The organism is Sphingopyxis sp., from assembly GCF_051861155.1.
Classification (GTDB): Bacteria; Pseudomonadota; Alphaproteobacteria; order Sphingomonadales; family Sphingomonadaceae; genus Sphingopyxis.
In genome coordinates this window covers 120,759-134,039 of the sequence record NZ_JBHYDE010000009.1, presented here as the reverse complement: position 1 = coordinate 134,039, position 13,281 = coordinate 120,759, and the positions used below count along the sequence as shown (strand labels likewise).

Sequence of the window (13,281 nt, the reverse complement as noted above, 5' to 3'; positions counted from 1 at the left end):
GATGGCATATTTCGAAACTCATTGCGCATAGGTGACGATGCGGTTCCCGGTGCGCGCGCCATGAGTGCGATCGGGAGCAAGCTCTGCGCCTTCTTCGATCATGTTTTCTCCGCGATCGGGAAGCACCAGCCCGGCTGTGCCCTACCCGACGCGAACGAAAGACCCGGCGCCAACGACGCGCCAAAGCCTCTCAACTCTCCCAGCCGATTAGGAAACGACAAATGAAGACCCGCGCCGCCGTTGCGTTCGAAGCGAAGAAGCCGCTCGAAATCGTCGAACTGGACCTCGAAGGCCCGAAGGCGGGCGAGGTCATGGTCGAGATCATGGCGACGGGCATCTGCCACACCGACGCTTACACGCTCGACGGTTTCGACAGCGAGGGCATTTTCCCGAGCGTGCTGGGGCATGAGGGCGCGGGCGTGGTGCGCGAGGTGGGCGCGGGCGTCACCAGCGTCGTTCCCGGCGACCATGTGATCCCGCTCTACACCCCCGAATGCCGCCAGTGCAAAAGCTGCCTGTCGGGCAAGACGAACCTCTGCACCGCGATCCGCGCCACGCAGGGCAAGGGGCTGATGCCCGACGGCACGACGCGGTTCAGCTACAAGGGCCAGCCGATCTTCCATTATATGGGCTGCTCGACCTTCTCGAACTTCACCGTGCTGCCCGAGATTGCGGTCGCAAAGATCCGCGAAGACGCGCCGTTCCAGTCGAGCTGCTACATTGGCTGCGGCGTGACCACCGGGGTCGGCGCAGTGATCAACACCGCCAAGGTCCAGGTCGGCGACAATGTCGTCGTCTTCGGGCTCGGCGGCATCGGGCTCAACGTGATCCAGGGCGCGCGGCTCGCGGGCGCCGACAAGATCATCGGCGTCGATATCAACCCCGACCGCGAAGAATGGGGCCGCAAGTTCGGCATGACCGACTTCCTCAATTCGAAGGGCATGAGCCGCGAGGATGTCGTCGCGACGATCGTCCAAATGACCGACGGCGGCGCCGATTATACGTTCGACGCGACGGGCAACACCGAAGTGATGCGCATCGCACTCGAAGCCTGTCACCGCGGCTGGGGCACCTCGATCATCATCGGCGTGGCCGAGGCGGGCAAGGAAATCGCGACGCGCCCGTTCCAGCTCGTCACCGGGCGCAACTGGCGCGGCACCGCCTTCGGCGGCGCGAAGGGCCGCACCGACGTGCCGAAGATCGTCGACATGTATATGACCGGCAAGATCGAGATCGACCCGATGATCACCCACGTCATGGGGCTGGATGAGATCAACAAGGGTTTCGACCTGATGCACGCGGGCGAGAGCATCCGCAGCGTGGTGGTATTCTAGTTCAACCGACTGAAGGAATGATGTGATGGCCGTTATTTCGGGTAACGACGTATTCTCGCACGTCTTCATCGGTGCGGCCGACACTGCTGCGTCGGCCAAATTCTACGATGCCGCGCTCGGCGCGCTTGGTATCCAGATTCTCGGTCCGTTCGGCAACGGCTGGGTGCTGTACGGCCGCGACAAGCCCGCCTTCATCATCGCGCGCCCCGGGAACGGCGAGGCACCGTCGAGCAATGGCGCAACCGTTGGCTTTGCCGCCGCTACGGTGGATGAAGTCCACGCATTCCATGCGGCTGGACTGGCTAATGGCGGCAACGATGAAGGCGCGCCTGGACCGCGCGATCATCTGCCCGGCGCCTATGCCGCCTATCTTCGCGCCCCAGCAGGCAACAAGATCTGCGTCTACCACTTCACGGATTGACGCGAACGATGAGCCTCGAGCCAGTCTCGTCCGTTCTGAGCCACGGCGGCGTCCAAGGCGTGTACAAGCACGCCTCGGCCGTTACCGGCACGGACATGACCTTTTCGGTGTTTGTACCGGAGAGACGCTCCGGCACGGGTATGCCGGTGGTCTGGTACCTCTCGGGCCTGACTTGCACCCATGCCAACGTCACGGAGAAGGGCGAGTTTCGCAAGGCCTGTGCAGAGCTTGGCCTGATCTTTGTCGCACCCGATACGAGTCCGCGAGGCGAGGGTGTGGCGGACGATGCCGATGGCGCATATGATTTTGGCTTGGGCGCGGGCTTCTATGTGGATGCGACGGCAGCACCTTATGCGGCTCACTATCGCATGTGGACTTATATCACTGAGGAACTCCCGGGACTGATTGCCCGGGAGTTTCCAGCCGACATGGACCGGCAGGCGATCATGGGGCACTCGATGGGCGGGCATGGCGCGCTCACCATGGCGCTGCGGCACCCCGACCGGTTCCGGTCGGTGTCGGCCTTCGCCCCCATCGTTGCGCCTAGCCGCGTGCCATGGGGCGAGAAGGCATTGCGCGGCTATCTGGGCGAGGACCGGTCGGCCTGGCGCGCGCATGACACGGTGGCGCTGATCGAAGATGGCGCGCGCGTCTCAGAAATACTGGTTGATCAAGGCGAAGCCGATGGCTTTCTGGTCGAACAATTGCGGCCGTCGCTGTTGTCGAAAGCCTGCAACGACGCCGGCATCGACCTGACGCTGCGGCTTCAACCGGGCTACGACCACAGCTATTTCTTCATCTCGTCGTTCATGGCGGACCATCTCGCCTGGCATGCGGCGCGCTTGTGATGGCCGTGCACACCGAAGGCCGTCGTTCCAACCCGGGGACCAAGCTTGTGCGCTCCCATGGCGCGCTGATCGAGCAATATTTTGCTGCATTCAATCGGCGAGAGCCGCAGGAAATGTTGGATTTGCTAAGCGATGACGTCGTGCATGAACCCTCGCAGGGAGCCGCGCGAACTGGGAAGCGAGCGTTCGTTGAATTTCTGGATCACATGAATCGCTGCTATGTCGAGACGATCGTCGAGCCCGTGGTCATGGTCTCGGACGATGGCGACAATGCCGCCGCCGAATTTGTGGTGAACGGGGTCTACATTCTCACCGACGAGGGTTTTCCCCGCGCAGTCGACCAGCATTATCGCATTCGAGCAGGCGCTTTCTTCCACATCCGGGACGGCAAGATTGTCCGAGTCGGCAACCATTATAATCTCGCCGACTGGATTGCCCAGGTGAGTTGAGGGAGACAGACATGCGCTTCGACGTTGTCATCGTAGGGGCAGGCCATGGCGGCGCGCAGGTCGCCGTGATGCTGCGCACGCGAAAGTTCGAAGGCAGCATCGCGATCATCGGCGACGAACCCGAGCTTCCTTACGAGCGCCCGCCGCTGTCGAAGGAATATTTTGCGGGCGAGAAGGAATTCGAACGCATCCAGCTGCGTCCAGCCAAATATTGGGACGAGCGCGAGGTGACGATGCTGCTCGGTCGCCGCGTCGTCACCGTCGATCCCGTGGCGCACACGGTCACGACCGACGGCGGCGAGACGATCGGTTATGGCAAGCTCGTCTGGGCGACCGGCGGCAGCCCGCGCATGCTCCCGATCCCCGGCGGCGACCTGCCCGGCGTGCAGGGCGTGCGCACGCGCGCCGACGCCGATGCGATGAAAGCGGCGTCGGAGACTGCGGGCCAGATCGTCGTGATCGGCGGCGGCTATATCGGTCTCGAGGCGGCCGCGGTGCTCAACAAGGCGGGCAAGAAGGTAGTGCTGCTCGAAGCGCTCGATCGCGTTCTCGCCCGTGTCGCAGGGGTCGACCTCTCGCGGTTCTACGAGAAGGAGCATCGCGAGCATGGCGTCGATCCCAAGATGACCACGGCGCTGCTCGACCGCGTCACCCACCACTGCGATATCGTCGAGACGGGCAACGACAGCTGGCGCTTCAAAAACCGCAGCTGACAGCCACCTTCGGCGCCTTCAAAAATCTATCTTGCGCTGCGCGCGCCTCCGGTCGGGCTACGCCCGCCCTCCGCCGCACGCAGCGCAAGGCCATCTTCAACAAACCAGCATCATATTATCCGAAAAGGGGGTCCCTCTTCGACGCCGATCGGGGGTCCCTTTTGAACGCCGTTTGACAGTCCAGACGTTGTAGCTTCGCGCGCCCGGAGGTGAGCAATCGTTCGATCTCGTCGGAGGTCCGCTGAACTGCGAGCTTGAGGGCCTCGTCGATATGCACGTAATCTTGTGTCACATTCTGTGAGGCGTGGCCCAACATCGCCCGGATAGTAAGTTCCGAAAAGCCGCCGACCGCGCGACCATCGCCCACAGCGAACGGAAACCGTCCTAAGCTGCGTCGCTTGCCGCCCGTGACCGTTTCGACAAGCTCGCGGGTATCGCCGGTGCCTTCGGATGACAGCCGCCCGCCATGAAGGCCGGGGAGGCGCCAGTAACCACGCGCTACTTTGCCGTCGACGACCCGGATTCGTGCCGATCGGAACGACCAGCCCATCGTCTGGACCTGCATTTGTCCGGCCGGGCCGCTTTCCATCACATCGAATTGCACTTCGTCCTCTGTCCATCGGACGAAGCTGCTGTCGAAAAACGTCCGAAGATCGCTCTGCTCGCGCGTCGCGACGAGAATGTCCTTTCCCTCCGGATCGCGAAGAAAGATCGAAGCTGTTGCCTGGCCCGGTGACCGGCGTCGCGCGCGTTCTTTTGTGACTTCACCGTCATAGTGCACAGCGCTGGCGAAGGGTTGGGCGTCGAGGACCACGTACCAGAGCCAACGACCATCAGGCGACCAGCTGTGCGCGCGTACACCCGTAGCGAGCGGCGCATGGGCATATCCCGGAAACACGCTGCTCTCTGCATCGCCATAAATGGCCGTAGCGGGATGAATGATGATCGGGGTCACCGCGCCGTTCGCCGCGATCCGGTAGAGCTGGACGCCGTCGCCCTTATCGATCCGCGCGCTCCAATCGGTGGTGCCGGGTATGCGCTTCAGCTGATCAATCCACGCGACGCGCAGCAACTCGCGGGTCGCACCCGTCTCCAGATCGACCAATCGTAGCAGCGCGGCCGTGCGGTCGCTTTTCCGGTCGGCGATCCGCACGACGTAGAGCGCTCTCTTTGCGTCGGCCGAAACGGACAGCGAGCGCACCTCGGGGACGGTGAGCAGATCGTCGATCGTCCAACCGCGACCGGCTTTTTCAGCGGCGGTGGTTGCCGACATCGGTAGCACAGTGCCGCACAGCATCGCGCCTGTGAGCAGAAGATACCGGTTCATGTTCACCACTCCTGCCGCACGGTAAAGCCGACGAAGCGTCCTGCCGGTGAGTAATTTGTCGTATCGTAGGGGGTATCGCTGGGGAGGGCGGTGACGATCGACGTCGGCTCGGCATTGAAAAGATTGAGCGCAGCGACCGACACCTCGGTCCCCTTGCCGATCCGCACCCGCGCCGTGAGGTCGAGCGTCGTATAGGCGGGAATACGCACGCGCACGGCCTGTCGGTCATCATTTAGCCCGCTCATATGACTGACGAATGCGGCAAGGGAGAAACGCTCGTCGCCATAGCTCAGCCCCCCGCGCCCTCGAAAGCGCGATGGATGGAACAATGCGCCTGCGAGCGGCGTCCAGGCGGCGCCCGGAAGGATTTGCTGACGGCTTTTCAGAAAGCTGCCCGCGACAGAGAGTGTCAGTTCTTTGCCGCCCTCCAGCTCAAGGCGGTAGCGCATCGAAAGATCGATCCCCGAAAAGCGCTGGCGCGCAATATTGCGGTCGCGCGCGTCGATGAAGGCGACGACATTGGCGGGATTGTAAGGCAGGCCTGTGCTATTCTCGAGGCCGAGGAGTGACCCCTCGATGATCGCGGCGAGATCGGCCGTATCGGGGTTTAGCGTGACGAGCTCCGCGTAGAGCGGATTGTCGAGGACGCCGACGAGCGACGGAATCGGCGTCGCGACGCGGTCGGTGTAATCGATCCTGTACCAAGCGGCGGTCAGTTCGAGGCCGCGCATCGGAGTGAGCTGCGCACTGAACGTCAGATTCTCGGAGCGCTCGGGACCCAGTCGGCTGTCAGGTCCGGCCGCGAAGACGATCGTCGCGCCAGCCGGATAGCCGCTCCCGTATCGCGCGGCGCGACCATAGATCGCCGAATAGCCGCTATACTGCTGGTAAAGCGTCGGCATCTTGAACGAACGTCCCCACGATGCACCGAGCCGGAGGATACGAGCGGGCTCCCAGACGATACCGAGTTTCGGGGTGACGATACTCGGCGCGTCGGAATAATCCTCGAAGCGCAGCGCACCGGTGAGCGACAGGCGGTGTAACCCCTCAATCTGTTGCTCGGGCGACGTGAGTGGGACAAGAAGTTCGCCATAGGCGAAGAGATTGTCGCGCCGCCGCTCAACATCGCCGGTCGGTGACTCCGAGAAGAAGCTATTGCGCCGCGCACCCCCGCCGAAGGCCAGGCGCACGTCGCCCGCCGGCAGCGCGAACAATGGGCCCTGGAACCCGCCTTCGAGGGCAAGGTTGCGGTTGAAGAAATGCTTGTCGATGCGGGCGAGCAGTGTGCCGCCGAAAAAGAGCTCGGAAAACCCGCCGGTGCGATCAGTACCGAAGAAGCCGCTCGCCTTGAAGCGCCAGTCGCCGCCAAGCTCGGCCGAGAGGCTGGGCGCTATCCCGAAGATTTCCGAGGTGCTGACATTGTCGAGGCCCAACTGATCGGGCGTGAGGGTCAGGCTATATCCAGTCACCGAATGAAGCCGGCTCTTCTTGTAGAGGAGGTCGACGGCAAGCGTGACGTCAGGTCCCAGAGCCTGGTGTCCGCTCAACAGCAGCGACTGCCGCCACGTCTTGGGAAAGAGCATCGTCTCGGGATTGGCCGCGCCAGCATAGTCGCGGTCGCCCGCGCGGATCGCAGACGAGCGGTTATAATCATAGGCTGCGAGCAGCCCGCCCGATGCCCAACTGGTGCCGCCGAGCAGCCCATATTGTTGTTGCACATTGCCGCCATCCGTCGAAGCGCCGATACGCGCAGTCGCGGAGACGCCTTCATAATCTCGTTTCAGGAGAATGTTGACCACCCCGGCCACCGCGTCGGCACCATAAATTGCCGAGGCGCCGTCGGGAACGATTTCGATCCGCTCGACCGCCGAGACGGGGATCGCGCTCACGTCGATCACCGAGGAGACCCCAGTGTAGGCGAAGCGGTTGCCGTTGAGCAGTGTCAGCGTTGCATTGGGCCCGATGCCGCGGAGGTTGAAGGTCGAGGCGCCATTAACATTGACATTCTCGTTGGGGGCTCCCTGGCCGTTGCCGATGCCCGGGTTGTACCCGCCCCCGAAATTCTGCGGCAGGCTACGGGCGACTTCGCCAAGATCGGCCTGGCCGGCATTGCGGATATCTTCGCTCGTCACGCTGATCACCGGGGCGGCGGAAGGCGCGCCTGCAATGCGGCTACCGGTCACGACAATGTCTTCCCGCGCCACCTCACTGTTAGCCGCCTCGGGTTGCGCTCGCCCCAGGATGACGACCGACCCGTTCTCGAAGCGGGCGGTGAGACCAGTTCCGTGCAGCAGGGTCTCGATTGCCTCGCGTGGGGTGATATCGCCCTTTAGCGGCGGGGCTTTCCGTCCGGCGAGATCGGCCGCCGGCGCATAAAGTTCTATCCCTGCCTGCGCGGCCACTTTGCGCAATGCATCGCCGAGATCCTGCGCGGGCAGGTCGAAGCTCTGGCGATCCCGCAACTGGGCTGCGGCGGCAACCGGATGCAGGCAGGCCGCGCTGACCATCAGCGCAAGCAATGAACGAGACTTTATGGACATCATCATACTCCCCCTTGGTTGTGGGGCCGGATGCGTTGGGCACACGGCCTTTGGGGGAGCGATGACGCCTCGTCGGCGACCGCCTTAGTGGAGCGATGAAAAAATTATCGGCGGCGCAGGTGGATGCCGTCGGCGCGCTTGGTGATTTCCAGATCGAACAATAGGGCGAGACGATCGGCCACGGTTTCGGGCTGGCTGATCCTGAATCGTCCCGACGCCTCGAGACGCGCTGTCGCAGCGTCGTCGATGATGATCGGCCTTGCCGCATAGCGATTGACTTCGGCGATCAGCCTGTCGAGCCGGATCGACCGATATTCCGCCCAGCCGGTCGGCCATTCGCGGGCATCGTCCTGCGTGGTTGATGCAGCCCGTGGCTGCTCCTTGCCGCCAGGGCCATAGGTGACGGACTTGCCCGGCGACAGGATTGCGGCCCGCTCCGCGCCGATTTCCGGGGCATCGGCAAATTGGATATCCGCCTTGCCGCGCAGCAGCCTCACCCGAAGCTCCCCATCCTTGCCGAGCCCGACATCCAATGCTGCGTCGCGGGCCGTCATCACGGCATCACCGGCTTCGATGCGAAGCGGCTGTCCCGTGCCAGTGACCGACAGACGGACCCGCCCTTTGGCGAGCCGAAGATGGCGCACCGCTTTCGCGAGCGAAACCTCGACCTTGCTGTCGGTGTCGAGCACCGCGGTCGAGCCATCGGCGAAGCGGAAACTGCGGATTTCGCCACGCCGCGTCACCAGCGGCTCAGCCGCTTGTGCGGCCAACGGGCCATCCCCGAACGGGCCGTGAAGCGGGGCGCCGCCAGCGCCGAAGGCTAACAGCAGCACCGCCACGGCCGCCGCTACGACCCCGACCGACAGCCAGCGGCGCGCACCCGGGCGACGACCCCTGCGTTGCCCGGCATGCGCCGCGCCGTGGCGCGATGAGGTTTTGAGCATGGCGGACACGGCAAGGTTTTTTGCGACCCGGTCATAGGCGGCCTTGTGGGCCGGCGACGACGCAAGCCAGTTCTCGAATTCGCCGCGGAGCGCATCGGCATCGTCGCCACGCATCTTGACGAGCCACGCATGCGCTACCTCGTCGACGGGGTAGTCGTCAGACCCGTGGCTCATCGGCCGCTGTCCACCACCTTCGCGATAAAGCCGAGCGCCTTCATCATATGATATTCCACCGTCGCGATACTGATGCCGAGACATTCATGTATCTCACGATAGCTGAGTTCGTCGACCCGGTGCATCAGAAACACGCGGCGGGTCTTCGGCGGCATGGCGTCAACCGCCTCCTCATAGAGCCTCAGAAGATCGTCGGCTTCCATATTCCATTCCTGCTGCGGCGGGCTGGCGGCGTCGCTCTCTTCCTGGAAGGAAAAGAAAAGCGCGGGATTGCGCCGCTGCCGCCGTGCGCGGTCGATCAGCAGATTCTGCGCTATGCGGCGAAGGAAGCCGCCGGGATTGGCGAGGTTGTGGCGTTGCTCGCTGCCCGCCGCACGCGCAAACACCTCCTGCACGAGGTCCGGTGCCTCCTCGGCTCCCGCCTTTCGGCGCAGAAAATGGAAGAGCGAAGGGCCATGCGCCCGAAACGCGTCGTCGAGATCGCTTGGATTCTCTGGCACCGCCACGGGCCGGTCGTCGGGATGCGCGTGACAGGCCGACGACACCGAAAAGGGGTGGCGCTGCTGCGACAATTTCTTGGCGGAGTATGATGACAATTTACGTAGCCGACTGGCACAAGATCGCGGGCCGGCACTGGCCGGGCTATCGATCGTCCAACGCTGTGCCGCCGTTTGGCCGCGCGGGCGCGGCATGGTCCGGAACGGCCGCCTGTCCGCCAAGGACGGGCGTTCATAATGGCTGGCGGAAATTCCGCGCGAGCGTTGCCAGATCAGTCCCGCGCGGCCGAATCATGTCAGTATGGGGGCGCCAAGACAAGGGTTTATGGGTGCGGGCAGGTCGCGGCCGATCGGCCAGCGATTATGGTGCGCCTCCGAGCAGCCGGGCGTAACTGGCCGCTTCCGCGGAGCGACGTTCATGATAGCGCAACAGAAGATTACGCGTCTCATGCGCGGCGCCGCTTGCGAGCGTGGCCGCGAGCGCACTGAACTCGGCACCTGTTTCGCCGACGATCTGCTCGTCGAGGTGTCGCGCAAGATGGAGACGATCGCCGAGTGCGGTGATGCTCGCGATCAGTTCGCCATTGGCGGACCGAACCGCCAGTTCGAGAAACAGCCCGCCGACGCGGTCGGGATAATCGTTAGGCGGTGTGCCCGACACCATGCTCCCGCGCGGCGTCGTTGCGAGCGCCGCGAGCAGCAGGATCAGGTGGAGTTCGAGCATATCGCGATATTCGGTCTCGGTCAGGCGATGCGCATGAAACCCCTCACCGTGCATGAAATCGACCATGCGCTCGCCGGTCAGACGGTAGAGGCTGTCGCGCACCGGCGTCACGCTGACGCCCAGCTGATCGGCAATCTTTGCCGATTCCAGACGGCTTCCAGCTATCCAGCCGCCGGTCATCAGCCGGCGCTTGATCGCTTCATAGGTCGGTTCGACCACATGCGCGGGGCTCATGCGCCCCTCCGCTCGGCCGCCGCGAACGCCGCCAGCATCTCCATCTGGTCCGGACGGAGCGCATCGACAGCGCCGATATGATCGGGGATATCGTCTCCGAGCAGGACCGAGGGGCATTGCCCTTCATAATTGCCGAGATTGGGACGGTGCTGGCGGTAGCCCGCGAGTGCGGCAAGCTCGGGCGGGAAAGTGCGCGCGATCTCGGGCGGATAGGCGAGCCAAAGATTCTCATAGGGTTTGAGCCAGCCGAGGCTGTAGCCGATCACGACACCGCGGCGGACCTTGTCGCTGATATTGGCACCGGCGCCATGTGCGGTCGAGCCGAGAAAGCAGATCGCGGCGCCCGGCCCGCAGGCCGCGACCACGGGTTCGCCGGGATCCATCTTCGCCATGCCGTTCGCGCCATGACTATGGGGATAGATGTGCGTTGCGCCATTCTCCGCGGTGAAGGGGGTGAGCGGCCAGATGACGTTGACCAGATATTCATGGGCGCCCTTCTCGCCTGTCCACATGTCATGGTCGCGGTGCGGGAATTGTCTGATCTCGCCGGGGTGTATCTCGATCGCTTGTGCGACATTGAGCTGGATAGTCTCGCAGGCTTCGCCGAGAAGCTCGCGCACCATCGCGAGAATCTTCGGCTCGAGCGCCAGAGCCTGCGCCCAGACCGAGCGTTTCAGCAGTGCGCCGAACCTTTTGGTGCGATGGCCATAGAAATCGCCGCGCCCGAACGGCGTCGCGGCAAAGACCGGATCGAGATCGGCGTCGAGGGCCGCAATCGCGTTCGGGGGTATCAGGTCGGGGACGATACAATAGCCTGTCTCGCGGAGTTCATGGGCAAGCGCACTGGACGAAAGGCAGGTCATGTCACGGCCTCCCCATTGTCGGCGAGGTGGAGCGAGAGCGGCGCATAGACGCCGCCGCGTTTGAGGTCGTCCAGCACATGGGCGTCGATATGGATGTGCAACGCCATCAGCCGACCGCCTGGATCCGCGGTCTGCGGCCCGAGCGCCGCGCATCGCCAGCCGAACCCCTGGACCTGATCGAACCAGCATGAGTCGGCGACGCCGGTGTAATCGGTGATGCCCTCGCGTAGCGCATGCTCTGCGAGGGCCGTCACCAGCTGGTCGCGCGCGACGCGGCGCGATGCGGCGTCCTGGTCGCGGTCGAGGCAGAAGCGGCTGATCTCGCAGATCGTGGGGCCGCGCGGCACATGGCCTGCGCACAGATGCGCATAATGATTGCCGAGGAGATGTTCGCCCTCGGTCGGGAGCAGCCGCGCCGATGCGCAGTGGTGACCATCGGCATCGAGAAGAATGAGATAGCGGGCTGCCGGCGTATCGAACTCGTCGAGCTCATATTGGCCCGCCAGCACGGGCAGATCCCATTTGAGCAGGTCGATGAAGACGCGCTTGCGCGCCGCGAACATGGCGCGCAGCGCCGCATTCCCGGGCGCGCCGGGCGCCCGCGGGGTCATATTGATCATGATTGTTCCTCGGCTGTTTGGTGCCGGGAATCAGATCATTTTCCATGGACTGCGCGTATCCCCAGATATGGGGATGATCTGGGCGATTTCGGAACCCTCGATAGCTGATCTTGTCGCATGGCGTCACATCGGCGCCACCCGGACGATCAGTCGCGCGGCATTCCGGCCTGAAGCGATTGCAGCAGCGGACAGGCGGGGTCGTCTCCGGCGTCGCAAGCGCGTACCGAATCGGCGAGAACCCGTTCCATCCGCGTGAGATCGGCGATCCTGGCCCGCACATTTGCAAGATGCGATGCCGCGACGCCGCGCACCTCGGCGCAGGCAGCCTGGCCGCCAGTCGCGAGCTGGAGCAGCGCTCGCACCTCGTCGAGGGTGAACCCGAGCTCGCGGGCGCGGCGCACGAAGCCGAGGCGCCCCACATCCTCCTCGCCGTAGCTGCGATAGCGCCCGCGCCGGAGTGGAACGTGCAGGACGCCGATACGCTCATAATAGCGGATGGTTTCGATGTTGCAGCCTGTACGGCGCGAGAGTTCGCCGATCTTCATCGCGCCGGTTGCGGTCATCGTCAAAATACCTCTTGAGTCTGTAGCTGCTACAGATGCTACGGCGGTCTCCCATCCCGCACAAGGAACCGATCCCGTGTCAGAAATGCAAAATCGACCCAAAGGCATCGGCGCTGCCGCCTTCACATTCACGGGCATCGCCGCCGCTTTCGGCGTCGCGTCCTGTTGCGCGCTGCCCTTCCTTCTTGCCTCGGCGGGCATCGGGACCATATGGATCGGCGGCATCGCCATGGTTGCCATGCCTTATCGCACACCGCTTCTGCTGATCGGCGCGGTGTGCCTCCTTCTTGGCGCCTTCCTGCTGTTCCGGCAGCAACGGGCGGCCAGGCGCTGCGGCCCCGGCGGCGCCTGTACGCCTCGCTCAATGCGCATCCTGACGCTTGCCGGCCTCCTGTTTGGCGCGGCTCTGCTATGGGCGGGCTACCATTATGTCTGACGCCGGCGCGGAACTTTGCTCGACGATCACCTGTCCGCTGTGTGGTCATCGGGCGACGGAAACGATGCCGACCGATGCCTGCCAGTTCTTCTATGACTGCAAGGGCTGCAGCGCGGTGTTGAGGCCCGAGCCCGGCGACTGCTGCGTATTCTGCTCCTATGGCACTACGCCCTGCCCGCCGATCCAGATCGGGGGCAAGGGCGCTTGCTGCGACTGAGCGGCACGCCCATGAGCGCGTGATTGGGCGCCGCGTGTCGCCCGCATGGGCCGCGCGGATCGTCGACGACGGGCCGCCGCAGCTTTCGGCGCCACAGGCCTGGTCGATGCTTCTTGCGGGCGAAGCCGTCCTTCACCTCGCCGAAGGCCAGCGGGTGGCGCGCGTTCGGGCGATGAACGACTGGCGGATCGAGCTCACCGGTTTCAACGATCTCGGCGTCGAACGGCTGAAGGCATTTGGCTTGATTTCGGAGATCGTCTCATGGAAATTGAAGCTCTACGTGCCGGCAGGGGCTGCTGGCGCCGATGTGTTCGCGCGGCTCGTCGATCGGTTTCCGATTGAACGGGTCAGCGACCGCAAGGCCGCCTGAAGGAGCC

The 13,281-nt window shown here is 64.0% G+C and carries 16 protein-coding genes; 8 read left to right on the top strand and 8 right to left on the bottom strand.

Annotated features, from left to right (window positions below; all coding sequences use genetic code 11):
- The first annotated feature begins 221 nt into the window (after positions 1-221).
- From ACTIFP_RS15895 to ACTIFP_RS15875, 5 genes are read left to right on the top strand one after another with little or no spacing between them, the layout of a single operon-like run.
- Entirely contained in the window at positions 222-1,334 is a 1,113-nt protein-coding gene (locus ACTIFP_RS15895; RefSeq protein WP_439569684.1) for an S-(hydroxymethyl)glutathione dehydrogenase/class III alcohol dehydrogenase, read from the top strand.
- A gap of 25 nt (positions 1,335-1,359) precedes the next feature.
- A complete protein-coding gene (locus ACTIFP_RS15890) occupies positions 1,360-1,755 on the top strand; it encodes a VOC family protein (protein WP_439569683.1) in 396 nt (131 codons plus the stop codon).
- Positions 1,756-1,763: 8 nt separating this feature from the next.
- The gene (gene fghA / locus ACTIFP_RS15885) at positions 1,764-2,603 is read left to right on the top strand and encodes an S-formylglutathione hydrolase (RefSeq protein ID WP_374391921.1); all 840 of its coding nucleotides are present in this window, start codon (positions 1,764-1,766) and stop codon (positions 2,601-2,603) included.
- Entirely contained in the window at positions 2,603-3,052 is a 450-nt protein-coding gene (locus tag ACTIFP_RS15880; RefSeq protein ID WP_439569682.1) for a ketosteroid isomerase-related protein, read from the top strand. The genes fghA and ACTIFP_RS15880 overlap by 1 nt, the downstream gene beginning before the upstream one ends.
- Before the next feature lie 11 nt (positions 3,053-3,063).
- Positions 3,064-3,765, top strand: coding sequence for an FAD-dependent oxidoreductase (locus tag ACTIFP_RS15875; RefSeq protein ID WP_439569681.1), 702 nt, complete (start codon positions 3,064-3,066; stop codon positions 3,763-3,765).
- A 115-nt stretch (positions 3,766-3,880) separates the two neighbouring features.
- Here the strand turns inward: ACTIFP_RS15875 and ACTIFP_RS15870 are convergent, their stop codons facing one another.
- The 8 genes from ACTIFP_RS15870 to ACTIFP_RS15835 all read right to left on the bottom strand — a co-directional run bounded on the left by ACTIFP_RS15870 (position 3,881) and on the right by ACTIFP_RS15835 (position 12,251).
- Entirely contained in the window at positions 3,881-5,092 is a 1,212-nt protein-coding gene (locus ACTIFP_RS15870) for a hypothetical protein (protein WP_439569680.1), read from the bottom strand.
- A gap of 2 nt (positions 5,093-5,094) precedes the next feature.
- Positions 5,095-7,638, bottom strand: a complete 2,544-nt coding sequence (locus ACTIFP_RS15865; RefSeq protein WP_439569679.1) for a TonB-dependent receptor domain-containing protein — start codon at positions 7,636-7,638, stop codon at positions 5,095-5,097.
- A 98-nt stretch (positions 7,639-7,736) separates the two neighbouring features.
- The gene (locus ACTIFP_RS15860; protein WP_439569678.1) at positions 7,737-8,750 is read right to left on the bottom strand and encodes a FecR family protein; all 1,014 of its coding nucleotides are present in this window, start codon (positions 8,748-8,750) and stop codon (positions 7,737-7,739) included.
- Positions 8,747-9,322 carry an RNA polymerase sigma factor gene (locus tag ACTIFP_RS15855; protein ID WP_439569677.1) on the bottom strand — a complete coding sequence of 192 codons (576 nt, stop codon included), beginning with the start codon at positions 9,320-9,322 and terminating at the stop codon, positions 8,747-8,749. Before ACTIFP_RS15855 ends, ACTIFP_RS15860 begins: the two co-directional genes overlap by 4 nt.
- 286 nt (positions 9,323-9,608) lie before the next feature.
- Complete coding sequence (locus ACTIFP_RS15850; RefSeq protein ID WP_439569676.1) at positions 9,609-10,205, bottom strand: GntR family transcriptional regulator; 597 nt, start codon at positions 10,203-10,205, stop codon at positions 9,609-9,611.
- Positions 10,202-11,068, bottom strand: a complete 867-nt coding sequence (locus tag ACTIFP_RS15845; RefSeq protein WP_439569675.1) for a phytanoyl-CoA dioxygenase family protein — start codon at positions 11,066-11,068, stop codon at positions 10,202-10,204. The genes ACTIFP_RS15850 and ACTIFP_RS15845 overlap by 4 nt, the downstream gene beginning before the upstream one ends.
- Entirely contained in the window at positions 11,065-11,688 is a 624-nt protein-coding gene (locus ACTIFP_RS15840; RefSeq protein WP_439569674.1) for an acyl-homoserine-lactone synthase, read from the bottom strand. Before ACTIFP_RS15840 ends, ACTIFP_RS15845 begins: the two co-directional genes overlap by 4 nt.
- A gap of 146 nt (positions 11,689-11,834) precedes the next feature.
- Positions 11,835-12,251, bottom strand: coding sequence for a MerR family transcriptional regulator (locus ACTIFP_RS15835; RefSeq protein ID WP_439569673.1), 417 nt, complete (start codon positions 12,249-12,251; stop codon positions 11,835-11,837).
- An 85-nt stretch (positions 12,252-12,336) separates the two neighbouring features.
- Between ACTIFP_RS15835 and ACTIFP_RS15830 the strand changes: the two genes are divergently transcribed.
- From ACTIFP_RS15830 to ACTIFP_RS15820, 3 genes are read left to right on the top strand one after another with little or no spacing between them, the layout of a single operon-like run.
- Complete coding sequence (locus tag ACTIFP_RS15830) at positions 12,337-12,687, top strand: mercuric transporter MerT family protein (protein ID WP_439569708.1); 351 nt, start codon at positions 12,337-12,339, stop codon at positions 12,685-12,687.
- Entirely contained in the window at positions 12,680-12,904 is a 225-nt protein-coding gene (locus ACTIFP_RS15825; protein WP_439569672.1) for a GDCCVxC domain-containing (seleno)protein, read from the top strand. The genes ACTIFP_RS15830 and ACTIFP_RS15825 overlap by 8 nt, the downstream gene beginning before the upstream one ends.
- Before the next feature lie 19 nt (positions 12,905-12,923).
- Positions 12,924-13,274: a hypothetical protein gene (locus tag ACTIFP_RS15820; RefSeq protein ID WP_439569671.1), complete on the top strand. Its 351-nt coding sequence runs from the start codon at positions 12,924-12,926 to the stop codon at positions 13,272-13,274.
- Positions 13,275-13,281: the final 7 nt, after the last annotated feature.